This window comes from Streptomyces sp. NPDC056231, from assembly GCF_048270745.1.
GTDB lineage: Bacteria > Actinomycetota > Actinomycetes > Streptomycetales > Streptomycetaceae > Streptomyces.
Window position 1 is genome coordinate 185,113 of sequence record NZ_JBLVKW010000001.1, and the last position, 26,617, is coordinate 211,729.

A 26,617-nucleotide genomic window follows, 5' to 3' on the forward strand; every position below is an offset into this window, starting at 1 on the left:
TCTCCCCGCCCTGCGGACCGACGCGGACCGCAGTGAGGACCGCGCCCGCGCGCCGGCGCGGCCGGTCAGGACCCGATCCCAGGCCCGGCCCCGGATGCCCGGCCCCGTGCCGGCAGTGGGGACAGGGCGCCGCTCCCCCACGGTGCAGATGTGACGCGTGAGGTACACAACATCCTCAGGACTTCGATGATGTTCAGGTAAACGGCAGGCGTACGCTGTACAGCTGGCCCTGCCGCTCCTGCCGCTCCCCTGCGACGTCGCGGCGTTGAAACGAATCGGGGAGTAGAAGGTGCTTGAGAGTGTGGGTGCGCTGACCGGCAGCCCATGGATCTATGCCGTGGTCGCCCTCTCGGTGCTCCTGGACGTCTTCCTGCCCGTCCTCCCCAGCGGGGTCCTGGTGATCACCGCTGCGACGGCCGCCGCCGCCGGCTCGACCACGGTCGTGGGCACGGCAGGCAGCCCCGGAGAGGTCCCCCAGGTGCCGTCGCTCCTCGCCCTGATCCTGAGCGCGGCCGCCGCCTCGGTGCTCGGCGACCTCGTCGCGTACCGGCTGGCCTGGCGCGGCGGCGACCGCCTGGACCGGGCGATTGCCCGCTCCCGCCGCCTCACCACCGCACAGGAACGCCTCGGCGCGGCTCTGAGCCGCGGCGGAGGCATCCTCGTCGTCATCGCCCGCTTCGCACCGGCCGGCCGCTCGGTCGTCTCCCTGGGCGCGGGCGCCGCGCACCGCAAGGTGAAGGAGTTCCTGCCCTGGTCGGCGCTGGCCGGTGTGGCCTGGGCGGGCTACAGCGTGGGCCTCGGCTACTTCGGCGGCCAGTGGCTGGGCACGACATGGCTGAGTACGGCGGTCTCGGTCCTGGCCCTGTTCATGGCAGGCGCCCTCGCCGCGTACCTCATGCGCCGCCCTGGAGCGGCGGCCGCCACGGCATCCGCTCCAGCACCCGCTTCGGCTTCTACGGCGTCCTGACGACCGCCCCCCGCACCTCAAGACCGTCCATGAGTCTGGCGGTCGCTGCGGCGATCTCGTCCACGGCCCGGTCGAACACCTCCTGGTTGTGCGCGGCCGGAGCCCGGAAGCCGGACACCTTGCGCACGAACTGCAGGGCGGCCGCCCGGATGTCCTCCTCGGTGGCCTCCTCGGGGATGGCGGGCGGGCGAAGGGTCTTGATGCTGCGGCACATGACTCCAGTGTGGACCGACCCACTGACAACGGGCCGGGACACGGGAGACCCGGGTCAGCTCAGTTCGATGGCAGGGAGCTCATAGCTGCCGTCGATGATCGCGCGCCCCGGCATGCAGAACCTGAGCACGGGCCGGAACTTCCCGTCGGGCGCGGGCAGCCAGTTCGCCGCTGCGGCAGGATCCGTCGGCGGCTCCTTGCTGATGTGGACCGTCAGCGACCCGTCGGCCCCGTGTACCAGCCCGGGGGTGCGGTCCCCGAGCGAGTGCCGGCCCGCCGGGTGTGCGACGGGCTGGTGATCCGGCGTGTCGCACACGGTCACGGACCAGAACGCTTCCACCGGCGGCGGCTGCTCGAAGCGCATCACATAGGAGTGCACACCGCTCAGCGGATTGCCGTCGGCGTCGTGGGAGGTGCGCGCGCGCACCTCCTCGTACCCGTGGCTCCCCCACAGAGCCACGCGCGCCGCCACCGCTCTGACCAGGTAGGACGCCTCCCGGTCGGCGATCCTCCACTCCGGGGAGCCGATCGTCCCCACCCCGAAGTGGTCGAGGTTGTAGTCGAAGAGATGCGGATCCATCCCCCATCCCCCGCCCGTCACCGTGCTCGGCCGGGCAGCCGCCTCGACCCGCTCCCCGCCCTGCGCCATCCCCTCGGTGAGTGCGCGGACGAGAGTGGAATCGGCGGAGACGTACGGCGAGGGCCCCTCCTCCAGCAGCCCCAGGGGCTGGAACCGGTCCTGGTACGCACAGTCGCCGGCGGCCGGTGGATAGTCGGCCATCCACACCCTGAGCTGCTCGAAGAACCGCAGCTCCGCCGGTACGTCGGGGTCGGGCGCCGGCAGCCCCGTCCGGTGCGTGCCGGGTTCGAGATACGTGAGCGTGTACTGCTCCTGGAGCGCCCGCACCCGCGTCATGTCGTCCGGACCGCCGAGGACGTTGCGCGCGATGACCGAGACGACGGAGGTCGGCGCATCGATCACCCCGCGCAGCCCGCTGGGCTCCCTGCCCGACCAGCCCGGCGGCACGATGAGCCAGTCACCCGCGCCGGTGCCGGTGGCCCGGCGCCCCACGTAGGCGAAGTTGTTGGTCCAGGCGTCCACGAACTGCAGCACGTGGTAGGCCCCGGCGGTGTCCGGGACATGCAGCCGGATCGGCCCTCCGGACAGGTCCAGTTGGGCGATCGAATGAGCGGTGTCGTTGTCGACGGAGACGGCATGCACATCGGGGCCGGCCCATGGCCCCGCGTGCGCGAAGTGGTTCAACGGGGTCGGTGCCAGCGGGCCGAGGCCCTCCTGCATCGATCTCTCGACCGTCGACAGGCCGACGACCAGCGGATACCCGTACACGTACGCCTCGGCGGCAAGAGCTACCAGGTCTTCGCCCTGCCCGTTCGGTTCGCCCATCACCTGCACGCCTTCCCTGCCACGGCCGCTCACGGTGAGCACCGCAGCAGCGGACAGCCCCGGATCCAAGCCTCCGCTGCCGCCGTCGCACGCGCTGCTCCCGCCGTCACTGGATGACCGCCTTCGAAGGGGCGGTGCACAGGGCCCAGATCACGAACCCGTCGATCGCGAGGGAGATGACCGCCCAGATCGGCTGGTAGGGCAGCCACATGAAATTGGCGATCATGTTGAGCGCAGCCAGCACCACACCCGTCGCCCTGGCCCAGCCGGCACCCTTGAGAATGCTCCAGCCGACGAGCGCGAGAATCACGCCGAGCACGAGGTGGATCCAGCCCCAGCCCGTCACATCGAACTTGAAGGTGTATTTGCTGATGCGCTTGTAGACCTCGTCGGACGCGATACCGGAGATCCCCTTGATGATCCCCATGGCGCCGTCCACCATCAGCAGAACACCGGCGAACAAGACTCCCCCCGCCGCCCAGGGATTCTCATCCAAGGAGTCGGAGGTGCGCCGGTAACCGGGGGCGGGAGCAGACTGTGCCATGGGAGTCTCCTTGACCGGAGCGGAACAACTGAACGAATCCGACCCTGCGTGGCACCCGCCCGCACGACCACCCGGACGCGTCCGTACGAGTGACGGCATCGACATGGCATCAGTCATGACAGGGAATGCGCGGGCATGAGCCGTCGCGCAGCAGGCGGGACTGTCGAAACACGCCCTAGTCCAGGTCCGCCTGCCAGAGGTCGGGGCCGAACACCTCGTACTGGATGTCCTGGGGCGCGACACCCCGCTCGAGCAACCTGCTGCGCACACCTTGCATGAACGGCAGCGGGCCGCACAGGTAGTACAGGGCGTCGTCGGGCAGATCGGCTGCTGCGGGGTTCATCAGCCCCTGGAAGACCCCGTTCAGCGGCTCCATGCTCTCCACGCCCTTCTCGTACCAGGCGTACAGCTTCGCGCGCCGCAACTCCAGGACGTCGCTCACGACCTGGCGGCGCAGGGGAAACGAGGGCTCGTCGAGATCGGCGTGGAGGAGCGTGATGTCCAGCCCGGACCCGGCCTTGGCGAGGTGCGAGAGCATCCCGGCCACCGGGGCGATCCCGATGCCCGCCGTGGCGAACACCACCGGCCGTCCCGAGTCGTCCAGCACGACGTCGCCGTACGGCAGCGACAGCGACAGGATGTCGCCCACGTCCACCGAGTCGTGCAGGAGCGTCGACATCTCCCCGTCGGGCTCTTCGCCACCGCGGACCCGCTTGACCGAGAACTGGCGGTGTTCCCCGTCGTCGGCCCGGGTCAGGCTGTACTGGCGCGGCTGGAGCACCCCGTCCGGCATCGTCATCCGCACAGTGACGTACTGGCCGGGCAGCGAGGTCTTCACCAGGCGGTCGTCGATCCGCTTGACCACGAAGGTCATGACGTCGGGAGTCTCCCGGATCTTCTTCTCGACCTTCCACTGCCGCCATACCGTCTCCGGCCTGACCCCACGCGCACTGTAGAGGCCGCGTTCCTGGTTGATCAGAGCATTGGCCATCAGCCAGTAGACATCGTCCCAGGCGGCGGCGACCTCTGGGGTGACCGCGTCGCCCAGGACGTCGGCGATCGCCCACATCAGGTTGTCGTGGACGATCTGGTACTGATCGGGACGGATGCCGAGGGACGCGTGCTTGTGTGCGATCCGCGAGAGCAGGTGCTCGGGGATGCGCTCCGGTGATTCCACCAGTCCGCTTGCGAACGCCGCCACCGATCCGGCCAGCGCCTGCTGCTGATCTCCGTGGACCTGGTTGCCGCGGTTGAAGACGCCGTTCAGGAGTTCCGGATGCTCGGCGAACATGTGCCGGTAGAAGCGCTGGGCGATTTCTCCGATGTGCTCGGCGACGACCGGCAGTGTTGCTGCCACGACAGGCCGAGAGGTGTCTGAGAGCATGGCAGTCCCTCCAGCGAGGACGTACAGATCCCGGCCTTGGGCCCTGCACAGCGGCGGTCTCACGAGGGCGCCGAAGCGGGCCGCACAGGTGCCGGACGATGATGGAGCGAGCCCTCTGGGTCGGCGGCGACAAGGCCGATCCGGGACGCGCGGCCGCCTGCCGGGAGGCGGCCTGCTGCCTGGTCAGGATCTGGAATTGTCCCCCCAGGCTATGACGCGCTCCAGGGCCGGGCGAGTCGGCCCAGGCCTGTGCGACTGACATTGATCGCTTACGCCTGGGTCGTCTTCTGCTTGAGCCGCTCGTAGGGGGCCGGACTCCGACAGAGCCGCCGCGAAGTGTCCACCACTCAGGGACAGGCCCCGCGGTGCCGTCCCCGTGCTCGTTCGGGTGCGCACCTCGTGCAGGCTTCAGTCATGACGTCCAGGCTGAGCCTCGCAATGGGTTTCCTCATGAAGGTGAAAGAACATGCCGACGTACGTCACGCTGCTGAACTGGACCGATCAAGGGGTCCAAAACTATAAGGACACTGCGAAACGCGCCGAGGCCTTCGCCGCAGCGGCACAGAAGCTCGGGGCGAAACTCCTGAACATCTACTGGACCGTCGGTCCATACGACCTGGTGGCCGTCGTCGAGGCACCCGACGAGGAAACGGCCACCGCGACACTCCTGCAGCTCGGCGGAGTGGGCAACGTCCGTACCACGAGTCTGCGGGCCTTCGGTCAGGAGGAGATGGATCGCATCGTCGCCAAGGCTGCTGGCTGACGACCTCCACACACTGCGTGCGATGGCGTCCGCTGAGCCGGCTCTGCGGACGCAGTACAAGTCTTGGCGGTCTGCTGGGGTCCTCCTGAGGTGTCCACCTGCGTACATGCCAGGTCTACCTGGGGCCGTTCCTTGGGCTCTCTCGATGCGAACCATGGTCGGTGCGGTCGCTGAAGGCTGCTGAGCCGACCATGATCGGCTCGTAGACATCACGGTCAAGATCCGGCAGGATCGGCGGATGTTGAGGTGGGAACGGCCGGTGGTGGTTGCCGTATGCGGGTCCCCGGGGGCCGGAAAGACCACCGTTGCCTGCGCAACGGCGCGTCGCCTCGGTGTGCCGTTCCTGACCCGGGATGAGATCAAGGCCGGTCTCGGGCTGTCCTCCGCTTCCGTCGCCAAGGACGGCGGTGTTCAGCTCAACTCGGAATTCCACATCGCCGGCGGTCCGTTGAGCCTCCGCGCTGAGACCGTGATGGTCAACACAGCCCAGCTGCTCGCCTCCTCAGGAGCGAGCTTCGTCGTGGAGTCCTCCGTGTTGTCGCGCAAGCTGCTCGATGCGCTACTCACATGTGACGCCCGAGTGCTCGCTGTTCATGTCGTCGCCCGCGAATCGGTCATCGGCGAGCGCCTCCGCGCCCGGGCGGCCGAAGGCGGGGCAGTCGACCGGCAGCTCTCATCTCAGTTCCAGCGAGGCGAGATGAAGCGCTCGATTTTCGATCCGCCGAATGGAGTCGATGCCGTCGTTGAAGTCGATACCTCAGATGATGGTGATCCGGACATCGAACCCATCGAGGCAGCCGTCGTCGCCCTGATTCGGTGACCGAGCGCCGGTCAAGGTCCCCAGATTGGAAGACCCCGTCCTGCCGGGCATCGGCGTCAGGAACCGGTGGCAGCGCCCAGTCGTGCGTCGGCTCCGGCGTGAGGCGAGCCGTGCGCTCGGACATGAGGCGCCATCGCCCTCACATCTTCAATACTCCCTGCGGCTGAGCTGCCTCGCATCTCGTCCCAGGAGCGTTGTGGTCACCGAGGGTGATATCTCAAGTAGCTCCGGCAATTGCGGGGTCGCCTGTTCGGCGCGGCGGGCCGACGCCGGGGTCCTCGCGTCCCGAAAAGCTCCCGAGGACAGATCCTGCCGGGCGCAGCAAGATGGAATGCGGTGAGACCTGCCGAGTACGTCGTCATCACCGTTGTCGGGCAGCCACTTCCGCGCGGCCGTGAAGACAGTGTCGCAGCCCATCGCACACCAACCCGTTGCCGCCGCCCGGGCGGCCGGGTCACCCGCTTTCACCGCCCCCTGCTCCACTGGATCGCCACCCGGAGGCAACCATGGGCCACGTTCTCGGTGACGTGCTGGGTTTCGCGGCCGCCGTCGCGGTCAGCCCGCTCCCGATCATCGCCATCATCCTCATACTCGCCACGCCTCGGGGACGTCTCAACGGAGTTCTCTTCACTGTCGGCTGGATCCTGGGGCTCTCGGCCCTGGGTGCGGTGATGCTGGCGATCGCTTCCCCCGCAGGTGCCTCCGCCCACAAACACCCGGCCACCTGGGTGGGAGCCCTCAAACTCGCTCTGGGCGTGTTCCTCGTTCTCTTCGGCGCCCGGCAATGGCGCCGGCGCCCGAAGGATCCGTCGCAAGCCCAATTGCCGAAGTGGATGGGCGCGATCGACCGTCTCACGCCGGTCAAGGTCTTCGCACTCGGACTGGCCTTGGCAGCCCTCAACGCCAAGAACGCACCGCTGACCATCGCCGCGGGCGCCGCGATCGGCTCAGCCGGACTGCCGGTCGGGCAGCAGATCGCATCGCTGGTTGTCTTCGTCGTGATCGCCACCCTCGGCCTGCTGGCCCCGTTGGCAGTCTTCCTCCTCGGGGGAGAGCGAGCCAAGACCACGCTCGGCAACTGGAAAGAGTGGGCAGCTCAGCACAATGTCGCCGTGATGGCCGTCCTGTTCTTCGTCCTCGGGCTGAAGTTGCTCGGAGACGGCCTCTCCATCCTCGCCTCCTGACAGGCATTCCCAGGCATGACGGTGTGGTCCACTCACAGTGGATCACGGTCGTGGCTGAAGTACTCGGGTAGAGCTGAGTACTTACGCTCTGATCGGTTATGGGGTGAGCCGGAACGCTTGAACCATGAGACAGCGACTACGAAAACTCGTCCCCCAGCTCTTGGCGATACTCGTGCTGGCTGCGGTGGCGCTAGCGGCGTGGGCTGCCTGGCTGGGCTGGGACCAGCATCGTGACGTGCAACCTGACGGTACGACGACCGGCCCGTACGAAGCGTGGCAGGTGATCGGGCTGGTGCTGACTCTGCTGGCGCCGGTGTACTGGGCGGCAGCCCGGCGCTACATCGCAGGCGCTGTGCTCGGCACCACGGTTGGCCTGACCGTTGCCGCCTATGACGACTGGTCGGACGACTCCAGCGGCCTCTTCATGGTTGGCGTTGGGATGGTCATGGTGGGGAGCCTCGTTGTGACCGCCGTCATTTCCGCCGTGGTCGCCGCTGCGAAACGGGACGGACGTTGACGCGGCGCGACACCCCGCTCCTGCTCCTGGGTGAGTGCCCGCTTTCGCCGCTCACCCGAACCCATCACTCACCCCAGCTCCCATCCTGTCCGCCTTCGACCCACACGTCGTGGAGCGGGCGTGGTTCAGGGCAGGAGGAGCGGCGCGGCGGCGACCGACCGGCGCCGCCGCGCTGTGCGCGGCACCTTGGATCTCCGATCGGACTGCTTGCAGCTTGGGAGGCCGGGAGCGACGGCGAGCGAAGCGAGCCCTTGATGAAGTAGAGAAACTCTCACCGCGCTCGCGTCAGCTACGCCGGATTAGGTCGGCCATGTCCTCGATGACTGCCGTGGCTCCGGCTCGGTGCAGCCGTTCGGCCTTGCCTGGCTTGTTGGCGTAACCGATCGACATGGCCCCCGCGGCTTGAGCGGCCTGGAACCCGTAGAGAAAGTCTCTACTCACGCAGCCCACCGCTACGCGATGCGCCTGAGGAACTGCCGTCACTTACTACCGTCAACGCCCCCGCAGCGGGTCGCTGCGGGGGCGTTCTGGCTGGTGGGCGCGGACGGTTTCGAACCGCCGACATCTGCTTTGTAAGTTCGCCCGCGGTGCCGCTACCGGGCAGGGACTGCTGCTCGCCCCTGCCACGGCAAGCCGCGTACGACCGCCGTCATCCGCCGCCGTTGATGTCAGTTTTGGATGTCAGACCGCCCTGAGATCCTGCGCCCATGAGAATGACTTGGACGGACTTCTGGGCACTGATAGCCACCCTGGACGGCGTCGCCACGCACGCGAGCTGCCAACGCCTCACCGAGGAGCTGAGCCGCCGCCCCGTCCCCGACATCATCGGCTTCGCGGAACGCCATGCTGAGGCTCTCTACCGCTTGGACCAGGAGAAGTTCGGGGCTCTTCCCGTCGCCGACATGACAGGCCGGAGCGGGAGCCCCTTCCCGCAGTCGGCCGACGGGTTCCTGTACGCCCGTTGCGCTGTTGTCGCCGCAGGACAGGCCGTATGGGAAGGGGTCTTCTTCAACGTCGACAAGTTCTCCCCGTACACGTCGACCGAACGCGACGGCGAGTGGCTGCTGTACGTGCCGGAAGAGGCGTACGAACTGGCCACCGCCAAGGAGTGGGACCGGGAAACTCAGTACTGCTTCGAGAGCTACTCCAACAAGGACGGCTGGCCCGACCTGCGGGACTGAGGCGGCTAGCGGTTGACGGGCACCTCGTAAACGATCTCGCACAGAGCGGCGGGTGCCCCCAACCATGATCGGTTGGGGGTCTTTGTGCTGGTGGGCGCGGACGGTTTCGAACCGCCGACATCTGCTTTGTAAGCGAGGTTGGGCGCTCTGGACCTGACCTCGGGCTCCTCGCCCTGGGGGAGTCCGGCACCACGTACTCCTGCGCACTCTGATTCCCCGTGAGACCCCGCCCGTTCTGGCACGGATGTGGCACGGACGCTCTTCGTCCCGAAGCAACTCGGCTGGCCGCGCGTCCTTGGGTTGGTGTCTCTCACCCGCTGCAGTGTTCCGTTTTCGGGCCGTGCGCGTATCGGTCAGAAGGGAGGTTCGAGATCGCCGCGGCCATCGCTGTGTGGCCCGCAGTCCCAGGGCTTTTCCTGGAAGCGTTCAAGGTTGGGGACGTCGTGGCCCCATGCTTCGAGGGCGTTTCGGGCAACGCGTCGGTTGGGGTCGTCGCTGCTGGTGTCCAGGATGCGGCGCGCGTGCGTGGCGAGGTGATCGCGGTGTTCGGCGAGCGCAGGGTGTTCGGCGAGGATGAGCGCAGCAATGACGGCTGCTTCGCGCACGTCCTCGTGGCCGTCCTGCAGGAAGGGCGAGACGGCCCGATAAAGTATCGGGCGCAGCTCCCGGAAGGACGCCATGGTGCTGTCGTGGGTGAGGAAGCCAGGAAACCACTGTTCCATGCGGCGAACAATCTCGTCGGAGGCGTCGTAGGCCGTGGAAACCAACCAGTTCAACAGCGCCGCGCGGATGGGTACGTTCCGATAGGGCCGGGGGGTCGTAGCCGCCGGGTGGGTGAGGATGCCGGCGACATACATGGCGACGGGGGCAGTGGATTCGTAGATGGAGCTCTGGTGGTTGACCATCTCACCTAGCTCCGACAAAGCGGTGACCTGGGCCTTGGGATCGGGCTCCAACAGCCGTCTCAGGACCTTGGGAAGGTCATCACCGTTTCCGAAAGCGGTCTCAAGCGAACCCCAATCAGTCTCTGCCAGGACTACCTGGTACGGCGGCAAGTCGGGCTCGCGGGGCGCCCCGGCGTTGGAACGGCTGTGGTTCACAGGCAAAACCTAGACCAGACTTCGGACACGATTCCCTTGCGGGCCAGTTCTTCGGTTTGCGGCCCTGCCGTAGGCGGCTGCTGCATGTGCGGCATGTCACCAGTTTGGAAGACGCCGTATGCGGATGGCCGCTGACCTGGCGACTCCCTGACCTGGTCCGGAGCGAGGTTGGCGCCGCTGTTCCCCGTGAGTCCCCGCTGCGTCCCCTCCGAACGGGCACGCAGCGGGCACGATGAACCTCTCGATGCGAACTATGGGCGGCACGGTCGCTGGGGTTTGCTCGGCTGCTCAGACGGTCATGCGGGGCTGCTGGCGGTTGGGCCCGGTCGCGATGGTTGCTGTACCTCGCTGCTGGAGAGGGAGGCGTGATGTAAAACTACGCCATGACGACTCGACCGACGCAGGCGATGTGGTGGGCTGAAATGGCAATCGGCCTTGTCGTGACAGCCGCGACTTTCGCTGCAATCGTCGTCTTTCTGGGGTCCTCGACAGCCCAGGGCCGCCACTCGACTCTGGAGGGTGGGGCTTCGGGTTTGCTGATCGCACTGTCCATCGGCGTCGGCATCTTCGTGAGCGGCCGGTTCAGGGCGTGGGGGCTGCGTCGACAAACCGCGCCCTGCGCACGGTCTTGAAAACCGTCGTGGCAGCGATGTCACCGTGGGTTCAAATCCCACACCCACCGCAGGTAAACGGCCCCTGACCAGGTAGATCGGTTGGGGGCCGCTGTCCTGAGCGCTGCCCACTTGTTCCCGTGGTTCGCCGTGGTTCCCCGCACGACCGGGCATAGATGGGGCACGGTCACCTGCGTCATCTACTGTGGCCGCCATGCCGTCGAGTCTCGCTGCCGCCACCCAGACCAATAATGATCCAATAGCTGGCGGGGCAGGCTTCGTGATCATCGGCATGCTGGTCCTTGTCTTCGGCTTCTGCGCCCGCTGGAGAAGGTGGAAGGTGCAGCAGACGGAGGGCCCGTGGTCCTTCCAGGCAGCGCTCATGCAAGGGGCGGCTGCCATCTCCGTCGGTCTCGGGATGCTGGTTTACGGATATGCGTCTCGGTGAGCGCACGCCTCCGAGTAGCGGCACCCATCCACTTCCTTGCCCACCACTCACCCCTGCTCCCATCCCGTCCGCCTTCGGCCCACACTCCGTGGAGCGGGCGTGGTTCAGGGCGTCAAGGTGGAGCGCGCCACTGTACGAACGACCTTGACGCCCTGGGCCGCGGCTGCTCGGCTCTGCCTGGGTCGAAGGTGGTCGGGATGGGAGCTCCACGACACTCGCCACGATTCGGCCGGCACTCGCGAACGGTGCCCCGTCCATCCCGGAGTCTGAGCGCCCCCGCCGGAGGCATGTCTTGTGCCTTGCGTTTCCCTTCGTCGAGAATCTCTCGCTCTAGTTGCGCGACCGGCGTAGCCGGGGCCCAGAGCGGGGCGGAGACAGGAGCGCAGGGCCCCGGCGGTGAGCCGGGGAGCGCGCGACGAGCGGAGCGAGGAGCCTTGATGAAGTAGAGAAACTCTCACCGCGCTCGCGTCAGCTACGCCGGATTAGGTCGGCCATGTCCTCGATGACTGCCGTGGCTCCGGCTCGGTGCAGCCGTTCGGCCTTGCCTGGCTTGTTGGCGTAACCGATCGACATGGCCCCCGCGGCTTGAGCGGCCTGGAACCCGTAGAGAAAGTCTCTACTCACGCAGCCCACCGCTACGCGATGCGCCTGAGGAACTGCCGTCACTTACTACCGTCAACGCCCCCGCAGCGGGTCGCTGCGGGGGCGTTCTGGCTGGTGGGCGCGGACGGTTTCGAACCGCCGACATCTGCTTTGTAAGAGCAGCGCTCTACCCCTGAGCTACGCACCCGTGGATGAAGCAACAGCGTACATGGCACAGGGCCCATGCTCACAAACGGTTGTCCGGACCGGCGGGGAGACGGGGGATATCCCCACCCCGCTTACGGTAGCCGCCCGGATTCTCCCCGGGCCGGCTCGCTCTCTACGGTGGATCCACACCGGCGGGACAGCCCGCCGGACCGGATGGGGGATCGATCACCGTGGCACTCCGCACTCGCACTCACACCCGCGCCCACACCCGCGCTCGCACCCGACCCCGCGTGCTCGTCGCGTCCGGCGGGGCTGTCCTCGTCGCCCTGGCCCTCACCGGTTGTGGCAGCGCGGATGTGGACGGCGCGCAGGCCGAGCACAAGTCGTTCGCGCTCAGCGGGAAGGCGCTGACCATCGACTCCGGCGGTACGACCGTGGAGCTCGTGCCGGCCGATGTGCGCAAGGTCGAGGTGACCCGGCGCGTCGACGGGTGGGTGGTGCTCGGGAGCGGGCCCGATGCCCGGTGGTCGATGCGGGACGACACGCTCACGCTGCGGGTGAAGTGCCACGCGGTGATCAGTAACTGCGGGTCGCGCCACCAGGTGAAGGTGCCGCGTGGCGTCGCGGTGACGGTCAACGGGGACAACGGGCGGATCCTCGCGTCCGGGTTCGACACTCCCCTCACGCTCCACTCCGACAACGGAACCGTGACCGTGCGTGACTCCAGTGGTCCGTTGAAGCTGGAGTGCGACAACGGGGGCGTCGTCACGGAGCGGATCTCCAGCAGGTCCGTCTCCGCGCGCTCGGACAACGGGGGGATCCAGCTCGGGTTCAGCGCTGTGCCGGATCTGGTGGACAGCGTCAGCGACAACGGCCGGGTGACGATCGACCTGCCGCACGGTTCGGAGGCGTACGCGGTGACCGCCACCGCGAGGGACGGGCGCGTCTCGGTGAAGGTGCCGCGCAGCGACAACAGTGCCCATGTGGTGAAGGCGCACAGCGACAACGGCCAGATCACGGTGCGAACGGCGAACTAACCGGCCCGTGTGTTCGTCCTTACCTGGTGGGAGAATGAACCGGGCAGGGCGAAACGGCACGGGAGAGGGATGTGACGGCGACACACGCGCGGCCGCAAGCAGGAGCGGGTGCCACTTCCGCCGTCAGGGACGTCCTCGGGTTGATGCTGCTGCCCGTGCCGCTGCTCGCCGCCACGCTGCCGGCTTCCTTCGCCGGTGGAGGTACGCGGCGCTGGTTCGGCGGCCGTGGGGAGAGCCAGCGTGTCGAGGCGCAGGCGGCGAAGGATGCGGCCGCGGAGGCTTTCTACGAGCTGGACACCGCCCAGCGCGATCTGCAGATCTCGATCGAGACGATCACCGCGGTGGACAGTTCGCCCGCCGCGCGCAAGGTCGTGGACGACTTCGCCGCTCTGGGGCGGCGGATCGACGAGGCGAGCCATGCGTACATCACGGCGGTGGACGCGCACGACCTGGACCGGGACGATCTCGAACCCGCGATCGCCGCGCGTGCCAGGACGGAACTGACGGGCGCCAAAGACGAGCTCGTACGGGTCAAGGGCGAGCTCGACCGGTTCGCCCAGGGACTCGGTCCGCTCCTGGCAAACGCGGAGACACAGCTCGCCCGGCTCGCTCCCGCCGTGGAGCGGGCCCGGCAGGCGCTGCTCGGTGCGAGCAATGCTCTCGACGCCGTGCGCGCGTCCGGGCTGCGGGCGGACGATCTCGCCGCGCGTCTGGCGGCCCTCGCCCCCGAACTGACCAAGCTCAACCAGGGCGCCGGCCGGCACGGCGTGCAGGAGACGCTGCTCCGCGCCGATCAGGTGCTGCGCGATGCGGAGGCCATTCGGGCGGAGGCAGCGCAGCTTCCCGAGCGTGCCGCCGAGATCGACCACCGGCTGGTGTCGCTGCGTACCCGTGCCCAGGCGCTGACCACCCGCGCGGGCTCGGTGGAGCCGGTGCTGAGTGAGCTGAGGCGGCGTTTCTCGGCCGCGTGCTGGCAGGACCTCCAGCCGGTTCCGGAGCAGGCGGCGGTCAATGTGCGGCAGGCCGAGGAGAAGCTCAAGGAGGCGGCCACGGCGCGGGACGAGCAGCGCTGGGCGGACGCGACCTCGCGGCTCTCCACGGTACGGGCCCTGCTGAACGCGACGGACGAGGCGGTGTCCGCGGCCGGCGACCGGCTGCACCGGCTCGACGCCGTGGCCAAGGATCCGCAGCAGGAGATCCAGCGGACCCGGTTCGCGATCCGGGACGCGCAGCGTCTGGCCATGGCGGGCCGCAATACGCCCGACCCGCGCCATGCGCGGCCGCTGGACGACGGGGTGGCCCGGCTGGAGCGCGCCGTCGCCGGACTGGAGGGCCGCCACCCCGACTACTGGCACTTTCTGACCGAGACGGAAGCGGTGCGGCAGACGGCTGCGAGGGTGGTCTCCGAGATCCGGGAGGAACGTGGCGCCGGGGGCTGAGCCGAGTTGTCGGGGCCCGGGGCGGGGCAGATCATGGTGGTACTCCGAAGGAGGCCGCACCGCCATGGCCCATCCTCATGCTCCGCGTCTCCCTCATCACCCGCAGCGAGCGGCGCGAGGTCCGGCAAAACCCAGCAGAATGGCCCGGCTGGACGAGCATCTCCCGGTCGATCACCGGCTCAGCAGCGTCTACCGCGTCGGGGCGGGGCTGATGGGACTGGTGCTGCTCGCCTTCGGCATCCTGGGGCTCATCGACAAGATCGGCTTCTTCGACACGGGTGGTGCCACCGTCGCGGGCCTGAACACCAACGGCGCGCTCAGCGTCCTGTCCATCTGCGTCGGCCTGCTCCTGTTCATCGGAATGGTGATCGGCGGCAACTTCGCCTCGACGCTCAACATGGTCCTCGGTATCGCGTTCATCCTCAGTGGCTTCATCAATCTCGCGCTGCTCGACACGGACTACAACTTCCTGGCCTTCCACCTGCAGAACGTGCTGTTCAGCTTTGTCGTCGGGCTGATGCTGATGATGTTCGGGATGTACGGGAGGGTCAGTGGCGGGCTCCCGCACGACAACCCTTACTGGCAGGCCCGCCATCCCGATGAGGCGGCCCAGGAGTTGCGCCGCAGCCGGCGGCAGTCCATGCCGATTGCCCGGTCGTAGAAGCGGCCACGGCGCGGCGGTGCACCCTCCCGTATCGGCCCCGGATCCCGTTGCCGGGCAGCGCCGCCGATTGCGGGGTAGCCGTTAGCCTGAGGTCATGCCTCGTTACGAGTACCGCTGCCGCTCCTGCGGAGACACTTTCGAACTCAGCCGTCCGATGGCCGAGTCCTCGGCCCCTGCCTCCTGCCCCGCCGGGCACGAGGACACCGTGAAGCTCCTCTCCACCGTGGCTGTGGGCGGGGGTTCGGCCACGTCCGCGCCCGCCGCACCGTCGGGTGGCGGTGGCGGCGGGGGCTGCTGCGGTGGGGGTTGCTGCGGCTGACGCGGCCGCGCCGCTCGACCCGGCGGGCGGGCGCTACCTCCTGCGGGAGAGTGTCAGCCCGTCCGCCACGGTGAGCATCACGCTGTCCATCCGCGGGTCGGCGGCCACATGCTCGTTGAACTCCTTGATCGCCGCCGCCCCGCCGGTCGCCTGCGGGTCGGTCACGCCGCCGTGGAACAGCACGTTGTCGGTGACGACGAGGCCGCCTTGCCGCATGCGGGGCACCAGTTCCTCCCAGTACGGGATGTAGTTGCCCTTGTCCGCGTCCAGATAGGCGAGATCGATGTGCGGGTCGGACGGCATCGCCCTCAGCGTGTCGAGCGCGGGTGCGATGCGCAGCTCGATCCGGTCGGCGACGCCTGCCTTCTCCCACGCCTCCCTGCCGTAGGCCGTCCACTCCTCCGAGATGTCGCAGGCGATCAGCCGCCCGTCGGCGGGCAGCGCCTGCGCCATGGCCAGGGCGGAGAACCCGGTGAATGTCCCGACCTCGACGATGTGCCGGGCCCCGGTCAGCCGGACGAGGAAGGCGAGCAGTGGCGCCTGCTCCTCGGCGGACTGCATGCCGGCCTGATCGGGAAAGCGTGCGTATGTGGTCTCGACGAGCTCACGCTGCACTGCGTCGAGCGGCGGGTTGTGCGCCAGCATGTACGCGTACAGCTCGTCCGTGATCTTGGTTTCGTTTCCCTTGCTCATCGCAGACTCTCTTCGTGCCTGCCGGGCAGGCTGGTCAGGTCCCCGAGTACCGGCGTACGACGGGAACGCGGCGGCTGCCAGCCACTGTTCCCTGTCGGCCCGGGCTTGTCGAAGATCGCGTCCACGTGTTGCTCCGCGCAACCGGTGCAGCCGTTCGGCGCCGGCCGCGCAGGATTCAGAGACTGCGCCGGGGGACGGAGGCCCGGATGAATCGGCGGAGGATCTCCTCGCCCGCCGCCACACCACGTTCCGTCAGGACGTCGACGTGCGGGGCACTCCAGCCGGTGTCGGCGAGTTCGCCGTGGCCCGGACGCCAGGCGAGGTCGGCGGCGAGGAGCAGATCGGCGTCGAGGAGCGAGTCGCCGGCGGCGAGGGTGAGCGTGGCGCCGGAGCGGCGGGCGACCTCGTGCATCGCGGCGCTCTTGGTGAGCGGCCTGGGCACGGCGTAGATCTTGCGGCCCTGGAGGGACACGGTCCAGCCGCGGGGCCCCGCCCACTCGGCCAGTTCCTGCAGCCAGTCCGTGGGCAGCAGCGAGCGTTCGACGACGAGATAGGCGAAGAGGTCCTCGGCGACTCGTTCCTTCAGCAGCCAGGCGGGGTCGGCGGCGGCCACGAGGTGGGCGCGGACCTCGGCGAGCGAGGCGCACTCGTCGGCCAGCCGGCGGGCCACCCGGTCCTGCCAGTCGGGATCGGAAACGCCGTCGACCAGGAGGTGTCCCCCGTTGGCGCAGATGGCGAACTTCGGTGCGGGGCCGGGGAACTGGATGCGGTGGTACTGCTCGCGGGTGCGGGTGGTCGTGGGTACGAAGACCGTGGTGCGGGCCAGTTCGTCGACGAGTGCGGCGGCCGTCTCCGTCATGTAGGAGAGCGGCTTGTTCCCGTACACCTCGACGCAGAGCAGCCGGGGGGCGTCCGCGTCCGGCATGGCGAGCTGGAGTGCCGCCGTCGAATAGATGAGGGTGCGGTCGAGGTCGCTGGCGACCAGCGTCACAGGGGTGGTCGGGGCGGTCGGGGTGGTCGTAGTGGCCGGGTGGGTCACTGTGACGCCACCGCCTTGCCGTTCGCGCCTGTAGCTCCGCGGGTGTACTTCGGGTGGATCAGTCCGACGCACGTGTACGGGAGCCCGTCGACCTCCTCGACCGGCACGCCGCGCTGCTCGGCCAGCAGCCGGATGTGTTCGAGGTCGGCACCGGCGCCGCGCTTGGCGAGGATCTTCCAGGGGACGCGTCGCAGCAGTACGCGGGTGGTCTCGCCGACCCCCGGCTTGACCAGGTTCACATCGTGGATGCCGTATTCCTCGCTGATGCGCTCGACGGCCGCCCAGCCTTCCCAGGTGGGGGCGCGGTCGGCCGTGAGCAGCTCCTTGACCTCGGCGTCCACGGTGTCGACGACCTGGTCGAAGTGGGCGGCGACGGTGTCGAGGAAGTGGCCGGACACATCGGCTTCCGCGAGCTCCTGGTAGAACTTCGCGCCGTGGAAGTCGTGGGGGCCGACCAGGTCGGACCGCAGGACGGTACGGGAGATCAGCCCGGAGACAGTGGAGTTGAGGCAGGCGGACGGGATGAGGAAGTCCTCGCGGGTGCCGTAGGTGCGGACACAGCCGCCCGGGTCGGCGAGGACCGCGATCTCGGGGTCGAATCCGTCGAACTCCTCGAGTGCGGCGGCCAGTTCGCGGGTGATGGCGCCCTTGCCGGTCCAGCCGTCGACGAAGACGACGTCGGCGGGGTCGTGGTGGGCGGCCAGCCAGCGCAGGGCGTTCGCGTCGATGCCCCGGCCGCGCACGATGGAGACGGCGTAGTGCGGCAGGTCGAGCCCGTGACGGTGCTGGGCCCAGCGGCGCATCAGCACGCCGACCGGGGTGCCGGCCCGCGCGAGGGAGACCAGGACGGGGCGGGGGGTGCGCTCGGCGAGGACCGTCTCGGTGACGGTTCCGACGGCCCGCGCGATGCGGGCCGCCGACAGGTCCAGGGCCGCCTTGAACAGGTCCTGGTACTCGGCCGACGGCTGGTACTCGACGGGCAGCGACTCGGCGTAGTGCGCGCCGCCGCTCTGTATCGCCTCCTCGCGCTCCTCGGTGGGCGCCTCCAGCTCGGTGTCCGAGAGGTCCTGGAGCAGCCAGCCGACTTCTTCCGGTGCGTAGGAGGAGAAGGCTGGGCCGCGGAGGGGCTCGGACAGCACGGGAGGTTCCTGCCGTTCGGGGGCGGTGGAGGGGGCGGACGACGGGACGTACGAGGGGACGACGGCCAGCAGGACGTGGGAGGTGTGCGCGTCGAGTTCCGCCAGCAGGCCGTCCGGGGCGTGCAGTTCCGGGGTGTCGGCGGCGGAGTCGACGACGACGACCACGGCGTCGAAACCGGCGTCCGCGACGTTGTACGCGTAGCGGACGCCCGGGCCGTCGGCCGGATTGTCGTGGGCCGGGAAGACCAGTCGGCTCCGTATCGCGTAGCCGGGGTCGTTCACGGCGAGGACGGGGGACCGTGTGGTGGTCGAGTAGCGCACCTCGGCGTCGGTGTGCTCCTCCAGGGCGGTACCCAGCCGGAGCGGTGCGTACATCAGCTCCTCGAAGCCGAGGACGAGTATGCGGCGGGCGTCACCGCCCAGGGCACCGGCGATGCGGGCAGCCATGGCGGGGAGGGCCGATTCGAGCGTCTCGCGGTGGGCGGGGGTGAAGCCGTGCCGTCCGCCGTCGGGCACGCCGGCGGGCCATTCCAGCTCCACCCGGGTGCATGGGCTGCCGGGCCCTGCCGCGTCGGCCCGGGCGGGTTCCCGCTCCGGCTCGTGGGCGGCGACCAGGGCCTGGCCCTTCTCCAGAACGCCGTCCGGGAGCCGGACCGTACCCGTACCCCTGGCCACCAGGTCGACGCGGGCGCCGATCTCGGCGGCGAACCCGGTCAGCCGTTCGCGGTCGGCCGCCGACCGCATGTCCACCAGAGCCACGATGACGTAACGGTCGCGCGGGTACAGCTCGTGCAGCGCGCGGATCGTGTTGAGCACGGTGTTGCCCGTGGAGAACTCGTCGTCCACCAGCACGAGCGGCGCCCCGCTCCCGCGCGCCAGCAAGGCGGGGTCCTCCGGCAGCAGCAGATGCGACGTCGCGTGCGAGTGCGATTCCTCGAAGCCGCCCGCCCGGGCCACGCCCTCGACCGGACGCCGCGTCGAGTGGAGGTACGGGACCACGCCCAGCCCGTCGGCGACCGCGTGGCCGAGGCCGGTGGCCGTCTCCGCGTACCCGAGCACCACCGCCCGGCGGGCCTCCGCCTCCCCGAGGAGCGCGCGCACGCTCAGGCCGAGCTCGAACCCCGCGCCGTACACCACGGAGGGCCGCTGCGGCACATGCTTGCCCAGCACGTTGGAGACGAGCAGATGGGCCCGCTTGGGGTTGCGGCGCAGGGCGAGGCCCAGCAGTTCCCGGAGCTCCCCGTCCCCCTCGGGCTTTCCGTCGCCGACGAGCTCGACGCCCAGCCGCTCCGCCACCCAGCTACCCGACCACACCACGTTCGCTGTCTCTTTCCTTGCTGCGCGTTCGCTCATCGAGACGCGCTCATTCCGCCGGCCCCGCGGCCAGCAGATCCACGAAGCCGACGTCTTCCTTCGCGACACCGAAGACCTCGGCCCGTTGCAGGGTGCGCTCGGCCCAGGCGCGGTGCGGCTTCACTTCGTTCATCTTGTTCGTGTATGCGGAACGCATCACTCCGCCACCGCCCCGCTCCGGCCGCAGGATGTCCTGCGCGTCGCTGAACTCCTCGTGACTGACCACGGACAGCGCGTGCACCGGCGCGACGTGCGACGGGTGGATGCAGGTCTTGCCGAGCAGCCCGTTGGCCCGGTCGAGCTCGATCTCCCGCAGCAGGCCGTCCAGGTCGTGCTCGATCAGTGTCGTGCGCAGCTCCTCGGCCCGGCCCTCCAGGAAGGGGCTGCGGCGCAGCTGCGGCTTGAACATGCGCTCCTGAAGGCGGAAGTACTCCCACACCGGTCCGGTGATCGTGAAGCCCGTCCCGTCCGCCCGGCCCAGCACATTGACCACATCGGCTATGACCGCGGCGACGAGCTGGACGTCGTACGCCGTCATGTCGGGCGCCCTGCGCAGTCCGTACGCCGAGCAGAAGTCGGTGACCCCGAGCCGGAGGGCGAGGACCCGGTCCCGGTACGTGTTGACGGTGCGGACGATTCCCCGGAGCGCCGCCGCGCGGGTCTCCAGGTGCAGCAGCTCGGGCGATTCGAGAACGGGCATCGCGAACAGGCGCTGTCCACTGACCGTCTCGGCCTTGGTGAGCGCCTCCATGAACGGACGACCACGCTCTTCCGTGAACTTCGGAAGTACAAAACCGGACAACAAACGGACGGAGCTGCCGAGCCGCTGCACCAGGTCGGCTATCTGCTCCGGTTCGCGGACCCGGATGAAGAGCAGCGGCACCTCGGCGCCGCGCGCAGCGAGGTCGCGGAACTGCCTGACCAGGTTCTCCTCGGCGTCCAACACCTCGGAGTCGTCGATGGAGTCCTCCAGGCACAGCACCATCGAGACAACACCGCGCCCGGCCTGCTTGAGGACGTCATCGGCCAGCCGCGGCCGGGTGGCCGGGGAGTACAGGGTGGCGCCGAGAGCGGCCGAAAGCATACGGGCGGGGGAGTCCGCACCGAATTCGCACGGCTGCTGAAAGAACAGACCTTCCCGTGCAGCGGGCGAGATGTGCCCGAAATGACGCATGTGATTCCCCCGTACTGCCGGATCGGCCGGACGACGTGTGGCCGGTAATAGTACGTACGGACGGGTGTCGAGGGTTCCCCACATGCATGAATTCCGGGTAACTCGTCCATTTCCCGACGGTTCCGCAGGGCCCGGAGGATGTGGTTCCGACGCACTGCCGAGACATGGTTCGGGCCCCACGTTGTCTGCGCAGGCAGCCAGCAGGCAGGATGACCGCCATGACGCACGCGATGCTGAAGGGCTCGAACGTCCCCCTCGATGCCGTGGCCGTACGGGCCGTGCTGCGCTGGACCCCGGGTGCCGGGGTGCCCGATGTGGACGCCTCGGCCCTGCTTCTCGGCGCCGGTGGCCGTGTGCGCTCGGACGAGGACTTCGTGTTCTACAACCAGCCCCGGCACCCCTCCGGCCTGGTACGACGGCTGCCGAAGCGCAGTGTCGCCGAGGGGCTCACCGACACCATCGAAGCCGACCTGGGCGCGCTCGACCCGTCGGTCGAACAGGTGGTCGTCGCCGCTTCCTCCGACGGGGCCGCCTTCCAGCAGGTCCACGATCTCCGCATACTTCTCTACGACGCGGCATCGGCGGGCGGCGACCCGCTCGCCGTGTTCGATGTGCGGCCGGAGACCGGCGAGGAGACCGCGATCATCTGCGGTGAGCTCTACCGGCGCGGCGATGGCTGGAAATTCCGGGCGGTCGGTCAGGGCTACCCGACCGGACTGGTCGGGCTCGCGACCGCATTCGGCATCTCGGTCGACGAGGCGGAGGCCGCGGCCGAGCCCGATCCTGCCCCCGCCGTACCGACGGTCACCCCGGTGTCTCCCCCGGCACCGGCACTCGGAACCGACTCACAGGCCACGGTCCAGCACCAGCAACCCATGTACGGCTCCCCGCAGCCCGCAGCCGCCCCGGCCGCCCCGCCTGCGTACGGCTCCCCGCAGCCCGCGGCCGCCCCCGCTCCTCAGCCCGCATACGGCTACCCGCAGCCGGCCGCACCGCAGCCCGCATACGGCTATCCGCAGCCCGCGGCGGCCGCCGCGCCCGCCCCGGACCCGAATTTCGTGCTGCCGCCGCAGGGCCCCCAGTTCGTCCGCTCCTGACCGCCGCGGCGGCGGGCGCCCGCTCAGGCCCGGGACTTGTAGCCGCGCCCCCACTGCATTCCCCAGCCGTACAGCCGGTCCAGCTCCGACTGGAATCCGTAGACGAACTTCACCTCGCGCCGCACGACCAGATCGCCCTTGACGTTCTCCACGGTGAACACGGCGCACGAGCGCGCCTGCGGGGCCCGCTCGTCGAGCTCGATCTCGATCCGCGGGCCGTTGCCCGGGTAAAGCGTCACCTTGGCGTGTGTACGGTCGAAGGCCGGCGTCTGGTCGTAGATGTAGACGAAGAACAGCAGCCGCTTGATCTGGTCCCGCTTGTCGAGGTTGACGTACACGGTCTCCCCCGACGGCGCCCCGAAGCGGTCGTCCCCGCTGAGCCTGATGTACGGCGGCGCGTTCAGATCGCCGATCAGGTTGCCGAGCGGCTGCACCACACCCTTGGTGCCGTCCGTCAGCTCGTACATGCAGCCCAGGTCCAGGTCGACGTTGACCACGCCCTGGGTGTGCGCCTGGACCACATCGGGCTGGAAGAGCTTGAACGGCCGCAGCAGCCGGCCGCTCTGCCGCGATCTGCCCTCGATGTCGGACGTGCGCATCCGCCAGGAGAGGTTGACCCGGAGGTTGCCGGTCAGCGCGCCCTGTTTGGTGAGGGAGACCGTGGCGTGCCGCTTGGAGAGCACGATGGAGTTGGTTGCCGCGTTGCCCGACTCGAACTGTGCTTCCCGCCCCGGCCACAGGCTGTCCCAGAACGCCATCCCCAACCCCCACATGTCTCGGTAGTGCCCAGGCCCCGCACGCATCACTGCGGGGCGGCCCACGGGCCGGGTCCGGGTGTTCCCGGAGAACCGTCGCCGTACGGACCGCCCCGCTGAGAGCGTTCCTCAATCCCTACCGGGTCACACCCCGGACGGGACCTCCGCCCTGGAGCCTGAGTTGTCGCCCCCTCCGGCCTCCATCGCCTTGTTGCGCCGGACCGAGGACCAGAAGGACAAGCCGATCAGCACGACGCCGACGAGACCGGTGATGATCTCGTTGATCTGGTACTGGATGGTGACGAGCAGGATGACGGCCAGCGCGCCGATGGCGTAGTGCGCGCCGTGCTCCAGGTAGACGTAGTCGTCCAGGGTGCCCTGGCGGACCAGGTAGACGGTGAGCGACCGGACATACATGGCGCCGATACCGAGGCCGAGGGCCATCAGCACGATCTCATTGGTGATGGCGAAGGCGCCGATGACACCGTCGAAGGAGAAGGACGCGTCGAGGACTTCGAGGTAGAGGAACATGAAGAACGCGGCCTTGCCGGAGAGTGCCACCGCGGACACCTTCTTGCCGGTCTTCCTGGCCTCTTCCTCGGCCTCGTGCTCGCGCTCCTCGTCTTCCTCGAGCCTGTTCTCGAAGTAGCCGGAAAGACCGCCGACGATGAGGTACGTGATCAGACCCGCGACACCCGCGAGCAGGACGGTCTCCGCCTTGTCCGCGTGCGCACCGCCGTGCTGGTGCGCCTGGGTCGCGACGGTCATGGCCGAGACCAGCAGCACGATGAGCGCGATGCAGACCGACAGCATGTCGACCTTGCCGAGCTTGGCGAGCGGGCGCTCGATCCAGCGCAGCCACTGGATGTCACGGTCCTCGAAAATGAAGTCGAGGAAGATCATCAGAAGGAACATGCCACCGAAGGCCGCGATCGCCGGGTGGGCGTCCGTGACCAGCTGCTGGTAGCGGTCGGGCTGGTTGAACGAGAGATCGACCGCCTCGATGGGCCCGATCTTGGCAGTGATGGCCACGATCACGACGGGGAAGACCAGCCGCATACCGAAGACCGCGATGAGCACACCGACCGTGAGGAAGATCTTCTGCCAGAAGGCATTCATCTTCTTCAGGACTCCGGCGTTGACCACCGCATTGTCGAAGGACAGCGAGATCTCAAGGACGGAAAGGATCGCGACCACGCCGAACGCTTCCCACCCCCCGTATATCACCGCTGCGACCAGGCCGAGCGCGGTAACCGCGAACGACCAGCCGAAGGTTTTCAGAAGCACTGGTTACCCCATCATGTATGTAACTGGGTCTCCCCCGGATGTGTACGGGGCTCCCCCGCTGAGCGCGGCTTTACGAAACGTTGACCCCGAAGTCTAGAGCGATGCCCCGCAACCCGGACGCGTACCCCTGTCCCACTGCACGGAACTTCCACTCTCCGCTGTAGCGGTAGAGCTCCCCGAAGATCATCGCGGTCTCGGTGGAGGCGTCCTCGCTCAGGTCGTAGCGCGCGAGTTCGTGGCCGTCCGCCTGATTCACCACGCGAATGAACGCGTTGCTGACCTGACCGAATGTCTGGCCGCGATTGTCGGCCTCATGGATCGAGACCGGAAAAACGATCTTGTCGCAGTGGGCGGGGACCTGGTTGAGGTTCACGATGATCGACTCGTCGTCGCCCTCGCCCTCACCCGTGAGGTTGTCGCCCGTGTGTTCCACGGAGCCGTCCGGACTCGTGAGGTTGTTGTAGAAAACAAACCATTCGTCGCCGAGCACCCGGCCCGACTGGCACAGCAGCGCGCTGGCGTCGAGGTCGAAGTCGGCGCCCGTGGTGGATCGTGCGTCCCAGCCGAGGCCGACGAGCACCTGGGTGAGGTTGGGTGCGGCCTTGGAGAGGGAGACATTGCCTCCCTTGGCGAGCGTGACGCCCATGATGTGAGTCCTCCCCGAGTCGATGAACCGTCTGTTGAGCGCGTCCGGCGCCGCACTCGGTGCGGCGCCGGACGGGGACGTGCTGGGGGTGTACGGCGGATCATGGCCGGACACCTCCGGGGCGCGGCCCGGGCTGTGCCTTCTCAGGTACGGCCCGGTCGCGCGCTCCGGGCCGGACCTCAGACGTTGACGCCGAAGTCCTGCGCGATGCCGCGCAGACCCGAGGCGTAGCCCTGGCCGATGGCACGGAACTTCCACTCGGCGCCGTTGCGGTACAGCTCGCCGAAGACCATCGCGGTCTCCGTCGAGGCGTCCTCGCTCAGGTCGTACCGCGCGAGCTCGCTGTTGTCCGCCTCGTTGACCACGCGGATGTACGCGTTGCGCACCTGGCCGAAGCTCTGCTGGCGGGTCTCGGCCTCGTAGATCGAGACCGGGAAGACGATCTTGTCGACGTCGGCCGGGACTCCGGCCAGGTTCACCTTGATGACCTCGTCGTCGCCCTCGCCCTCACCGGTGAGGTTGTCACCGGTGTGCTCGACGGAGCCGTCGGGGCTCTTGAGGTTGTTGAAGAAGACAAAATTACCGTCGCTGCCGACCTTGCCCTCGGCGTTGGTCAGCAGCGCGCTGGCGTCGAGGTCGAAGTCTCCACCGGTGGTGGTACGGGCATCCCAGCCCAGACCGACGACGACGGCGGTCAGGTTGGGCGCGGCCTTGGTCAGCGAGACGTTGCCGCCCTTGCTGAGGCTGACTCCCACGAGTCCTCCCATTGGTTTCTTGGGGGCCGACGACTGCCGGCGCCTCCACGTTGCGTTGGCATCGGATCAACGACTGGATCCTAGTGACCGGTTCCCGGCCAAAACAGGCTTTTGGCCGGGGGTCGCCAGGAGATCGTCCGGAACACCGGGGCGGGATCGTCCGGAACCGGATCAGATCGCGTCGAGGGCCTTGATGTAGTCGTTCAGGTCGCGCGCGTCCGGCAGGCCGTTGACGACGGTCCAGCGCACCACGCCCTCCTTGTCGATGATGAAGGTGCCGCGCACCGCGCAGCCCTTCTCCTCGTCGAAGACGCCGTAGGCCCGGGACGCCGCGCCGTGCGGCCAGAAGTCCGAGACCAGCGGGTACTCGAGGCCCTCCTGCTCGGCGAAGACGCGCAGGGTGTGGATGGAGTCGTTGGAGACGGCCAGCAGCTGCGTGTCGTCGTTCTGGAACCGCGGCAGCTCGTCACGGAGGGCGCAGAGCTCACCCGTACAGACGCCGGTGAAGGCGAACGGGTAGAACATCAGCACCACGTTCTTCTCGCCGCGGAAGTCGGAGAGCTTCACGGTCCGGCCGTGGTTGTCCTTCAGCTCGAAATCCGGGGCCTGGGTACCGATCTCGATCGCCATGGAAACGCGTCCCTTCACTGCTTCACCGGGCTGGGCTGTCCGGGTGGGCTCCCAGCCTACGCAGAGACCTCGGCGGGCCCGCGGAGAGGGATGTGCGCGGGTGGGGGACATGCGTACGGGCATGCGAAGGCCCCCGCAGGTGCACGACCGGCGGGGGCCTCGTGGTGAGTGCGGTTCAGCGCCTGGCTTTGGCCGACCTCGGGGTGACCAGACGGCTGCCCGTCCAGTCCTTGCCCGCATTGATGCTCTTGGTCTGGGAAAGACCGGCTGTCTGGCCGGCCTCGTTGATATCGCTCGGTTCGACGTAGCCTTCGCGGCCGGTCTTCGGCGTCATCAGCCAGATCACACCGCCTTCGTCGATCAGACCAATGGCATCCACCAGCGCGTCCGTAAGGTCGCCGTCCTCGTCGCGGAACCACAGCAGGACGACGTCAGCGACGTCGTCGTAGTCCTCATCGACGAGTTCCTGGCCGGTAGTGGCCTCAATGCCCTCACGGAGCTCCTGCTCGACGTCGTCGTCGTAGCCGATCTCCTGGACCACCTGTCCGGGCTCGAACCCCAGCCGTGCAGCCGAGTTGGTCCGTTCCTCCGCGTGGTCCGCGGTCGCGCTCACGGGTTGCCTCCTGATCATGTTTCGGAAAATGCTTCAGCCACGCGCGTGCGCGGGGCATTGGCCGTAGTCCACACGGGCGCGGCGGATCGC

Annotated in this window: 28 protein-coding genes and 2 tRNA genes; 12 read left to right on the forward strand and 18 right to left on the reverse strand. The window is 68.5% G+C overall.

What is annotated here, in order from left to right; translation table 11 throughout:
* Nucleotides 1–289: 289 nt before the first annotated feature.
* Nucleotides 290–967, forward strand: coding sequence for a DedA family protein (locus tag ACNPQM_RS00815; RefSeq protein ID WP_418082425.1), 678 nt, complete (start codon nt 290–292; stop codon nt 965–967).
* Here the strand turns inward: ACNPQM_RS00815 and ACNPQM_RS00820 are convergent.
* The 4 genes from ACNPQM_RS00820 to ACNPQM_RS00835 all read right to left on the reverse strand — a co-directional run bounded on the left by ACNPQM_RS00820 (nt 954) and on the right by ACNPQM_RS00835 (nt 4,513).
* Nucleotides 954–1,181 (reverse strand): DUF2277 domain-containing protein, encoded by a 228-nt coding sequence (locus tag ACNPQM_RS00820; protein ID WP_358862430.1) that lies wholly within the window; start codon nt 1,179–1,181, stop codon nt 954–956. The two genes, ACNPQM_RS00815 and ACNPQM_RS00820, sit on opposite strands and share 14 nt — an antisense overlap.
* A gap of 54 nt (nt 1,182–1,235) precedes the next feature.
* Nucleotides 1,236–2,585 carry a DUF1254 domain-containing protein gene (locus tag ACNPQM_RS00825; protein ID WP_418082579.1) on the reverse strand — a complete coding sequence of 450 codons (1,350 nt, stop codon included), beginning with the start codon at nt 2,583–2,585 and terminating at the stop codon, nt 1,236–1,238.
* 106 nt (nt 2,586–2,691) lie between these two features.
* Nucleotides 2,692–3,129: a hypothetical protein gene (locus ACNPQM_RS00830; protein WP_418082426.1), complete on the reverse strand. Its 438-nt coding sequence runs from the start codon at nt 3,127–3,129 to the stop codon at nt 2,692–2,694.
* A gap of 175 nt (nt 3,130–3,304) precedes the next feature.
* A complete protein-coding gene (locus ACNPQM_RS00835) occupies nt 3,305–4,513 on the reverse strand; it encodes a globin domain-containing protein (RefSeq protein ID WP_418082427.1) in 1,209 nt (402 codons plus the stop codon).
* Nucleotides 4,514–4,979: 466 nt separating this feature from the next.
* On the opposite strand from ACNPQM_RS00835, the gene ACNPQM_RS00840 reads away from it, so the two are divergent.
* The 4 genes from ACNPQM_RS00840 (at nt 4,980) to ACNPQM_RS00855 (ending at nt 7,797) form a co-directional block, all read left to right on the forward strand.
* The gene (locus ACNPQM_RS00840; RefSeq protein ID WP_418082428.1) at nt 4,980–5,276 is read left to right on the forward strand and encodes a GYD domain-containing protein; all 297 of its coding nucleotides are present in this window, start codon (nt 4,980–4,982) and stop codon (nt 5,274–5,276) included.
* Nucleotides 5,277–5,514: 238 nt separating this feature from the next.
* Entirely contained in the window at nt 5,515–6,096 is a 582-nt protein-coding gene (locus ACNPQM_RS00845; RefSeq protein ID WP_418082429.1) for an AAA family ATPase, read from the forward strand.
* 506 nt (nt 6,097–6,602) lie between these two features.
* Nucleotides 6,603–7,280, forward strand: coding sequence for a GAP family protein (locus ACNPQM_RS00850; protein WP_418082430.1), 678 nt, complete (start codon nt 6,603–6,605; stop codon nt 7,278–7,280).
* A 124-nt stretch (nt 7,281–7,404) separates the two neighbouring features.
* Nucleotides 7,405–7,797, forward strand: a complete 393-nt coding sequence (locus tag ACNPQM_RS00855) for a hypothetical protein (RefSeq protein ID WP_418082431.1) — start codon at nt 7,405–7,407, stop codon at nt 7,795–7,797.
* Nucleotides 7,798–8,082: 285 nt separating this feature from the next.
* On the opposite strand, the gene ACNPQM_RS00860 is transcribed toward ACNPQM_RS00855, so the two are convergent.
* Entirely contained in the window at nt 8,083–8,238 is a 156-nt protein-coding gene (locus tag ACNPQM_RS00860) for a hypothetical protein (RefSeq protein WP_418082432.1), read from the reverse strand.
* Nucleotides 8,239–8,504: 266 nt separating this feature from the next.
* On the opposite strand from ACNPQM_RS00860, the gene ACNPQM_RS00865 reads away from it, so the two are divergent.
* Nucleotides 8,505–8,978 (forward strand): DUF4240 domain-containing protein, encoded by a 474-nt coding sequence (locus ACNPQM_RS00865; protein ID WP_418082433.1) that lies wholly within the window; start codon nt 8,505–8,507, stop codon nt 8,976–8,978.
* 353 nt (nt 8,979–9,331) lie between these two features.
* Here the strand turns inward: ACNPQM_RS00865 and ACNPQM_RS00870 are convergent, their stop codons facing one another.
* Nucleotides 9,332–10,078, reverse strand: a complete 747-nt coding sequence (locus ACNPQM_RS00870; protein WP_418082434.1) for a hypothetical protein — start codon at nt 10,076–10,078, stop codon at nt 9,332–9,334.
* 587 nt (nt 10,079–10,665) lie between these two features.
* Between ACNPQM_RS00870 and ACNPQM_RS00875 the strand changes: the two genes are divergently transcribed.
* Nucleotides 10,666–10,762: transfer RNA gene (locus tag ACNPQM_RS00875), tRNA-Ser, on the forward strand.
* 843 nt (nt 10,763–11,605) lie between these two features.
* On the opposite strand, the gene ACNPQM_RS00880 is transcribed toward ACNPQM_RS00875, so the two are convergent.
* Both ACNPQM_RS00880 and ACNPQM_RS00885 read right to left on the reverse strand, forming a co-directional pair.
* Nucleotides 11,606–11,761 carry a hypothetical protein gene (locus ACNPQM_RS00880; protein WP_418082432.1) on the reverse strand — a complete coding sequence of 52 codons (156 nt, stop codon included), beginning with the start codon at nt 11,759–11,761 and terminating at the stop codon, nt 11,606–11,608.
* 91 nt (nt 11,762–11,852) lie between these two features.
* A tRNA-Val gene (locus ACNPQM_RS00885) sits at nt 11,853–11,927 on the reverse strand.
* A gap of 250 nt (nt 11,928–12,177) precedes the next feature.
* On the opposite strand from ACNPQM_RS00885, the gene ACNPQM_RS00890 reads away from it, so the two are divergent.
* From ACNPQM_RS00890 to ACNPQM_RS00905, 4 genes are all read left to right on the forward strand, one after another.
* On the forward strand, nt 12,178–12,924 hold the full coding sequence (locus ACNPQM_RS00890) for a DUF4097 family beta strand repeat-containing protein (RefSeq protein WP_418082581.1): 747 nt from the start codon (nt 12,178–12,180) through the stop codon (nt 12,922–12,924).
* A 71-nt stretch (nt 12,925–12,995) separates the two neighbouring features.
* Entirely contained in the window at nt 12,996–14,363 is a 1,368-nt protein-coding gene (locus tag ACNPQM_RS00895) for a hypothetical protein (RefSeq protein ID WP_418082435.1), read from the forward strand.
* A gap of 139 nt (nt 14,364–14,502) precedes the next feature.
* Complete coding sequence (locus ACNPQM_RS00900) at nt 14,503–15,024, forward strand: DUF4383 domain-containing protein (protein WP_418082436.1); 522 nt, start codon at nt 14,503–14,505, stop codon at nt 15,022–15,024.
* 97 nt (nt 15,025–15,121) lie between these two features.
* Nucleotides 15,122–15,346: an FmdB family zinc ribbon protein gene (locus tag ACNPQM_RS00905; protein ID WP_418082437.1), complete on the forward strand. Its 225-nt coding sequence runs from the start codon at nt 15,122–15,124 to the stop codon at nt 15,344–15,346.
* Nucleotides 15,347–15,379: 33 nt separating this feature from the next.
* Here ACNPQM_RS00905 and ACNPQM_RS00910 read toward each other — a convergent pair whose 3' ends face one another.
* From ACNPQM_RS00910 to ACNPQM_RS00925, 4 genes are all read right to left on the reverse strand, one after another.
* Complete coding sequence (locus ACNPQM_RS00910; protein ID WP_418082438.1) at nt 15,380–16,039, reverse strand: O-methyltransferase; 660 nt, start codon at nt 16,037–16,039, stop codon at nt 15,380–15,382.
* A 175-nt stretch (nt 16,040–16,214) separates the two neighbouring features.
* The gene (locus ACNPQM_RS00915) at nt 16,215–17,078 is read right to left on the reverse strand and encodes an HAD family hydrolase (protein WP_358862828.1); all 864 of its coding nucleotides are present in this window, start codon (nt 17,076–17,078) and stop codon (nt 16,215–16,217) included.
* Complete coding sequence (locus ACNPQM_RS00920) at nt 17,075–19,570, reverse strand: phosphoribosyltransferase (protein ID WP_418082439.1); 2,496 nt, start codon at nt 19,568–19,570, stop codon at nt 17,075–17,077. The genes ACNPQM_RS00915 and ACNPQM_RS00920 overlap by 4 nt, the downstream gene beginning before the upstream one ends.
* Nucleotides 19,571–19,580: 10 nt before the next feature.
* Entirely contained in the window at nt 19,581–20,744 is a 1,164-nt protein-coding gene (locus ACNPQM_RS00925) for an HpcH/HpaI aldolase/citrate lyase family protein (protein ID WP_358862830.1), read from the reverse strand.
* A gap of 218 nt (nt 20,745–20,962) precedes the next feature.
* Here ACNPQM_RS00925 and ACNPQM_RS00930 point away from each other — a divergent pair, with 218 nt between their 5' ends.
* Nucleotides 20,963–21,841, forward strand: a complete 879-nt coding sequence (locus ACNPQM_RS00930; RefSeq protein ID WP_418082440.1) for a TerD family protein — start codon at nt 20,963–20,965, stop codon at nt 21,839–21,841.
* A 23-nt stretch (nt 21,842–21,864) separates the two neighbouring features.
* Here ACNPQM_RS00930 and ACNPQM_RS00935 read toward each other — a convergent pair whose 3' ends face one another.
* From ACNPQM_RS00935 to ACNPQM_RS00960, 6 genes are all read right to left on the reverse strand, one after another.
* The gene (locus tag ACNPQM_RS00935) at nt 21,865–22,599 is read right to left on the reverse strand and encodes a TerD family protein (RefSeq protein ID WP_358862834.1); all 735 of its coding nucleotides are present in this window, start codon (nt 22,597–22,599) and stop codon (nt 21,865–21,867) included.
* A 141-nt stretch (nt 22,600–22,740) separates the two neighbouring features.
* Nucleotides 22,741–23,883 carry a DUF475 domain-containing protein gene (locus ACNPQM_RS00940; RefSeq protein ID WP_418082441.1) on the reverse strand — a complete coding sequence of 381 codons (1,143 nt, stop codon included), beginning with the start codon at nt 23,881–23,883 and terminating at the stop codon, nt 22,741–22,743.
* A 70-nt stretch (nt 23,884–23,953) separates the two neighbouring features.
* Complete coding sequence (locus ACNPQM_RS00945) at nt 23,954–24,529, reverse strand: TerD family protein (protein ID WP_418082442.1); 576 nt, start codon at nt 24,527–24,529, stop codon at nt 23,954–23,956.
* 179 nt (nt 24,530–24,708) lie between these two features.
* On the reverse strand, nt 24,709–25,284 hold the full coding sequence (locus ACNPQM_RS00950; RefSeq protein ID WP_418082443.1) for a TerD family protein: 576 nt from the start codon (nt 25,282–25,284) through the stop codon (nt 24,709–24,711).
* 171 nt (nt 25,285–25,455) lie between these two features.
* A complete protein-coding gene (locus tag ACNPQM_RS00955; protein WP_418082444.1) occupies nt 25,456–25,914 on the reverse strand; it encodes a peroxiredoxin in 459 nt (152 codons plus the stop codon).
* Between the two features lie 175 nt (nt 25,915–26,089).
* Nucleotides 26,090–26,527, reverse strand: coding sequence for a DUF3052 domain-containing protein (locus ACNPQM_RS00960; protein WP_358858917.1), 438 nt, complete (start codon nt 26,525–26,527; stop codon nt 26,090–26,092).
* Nucleotides 26,528–26,617: the final 90 nt, after the last annotated feature.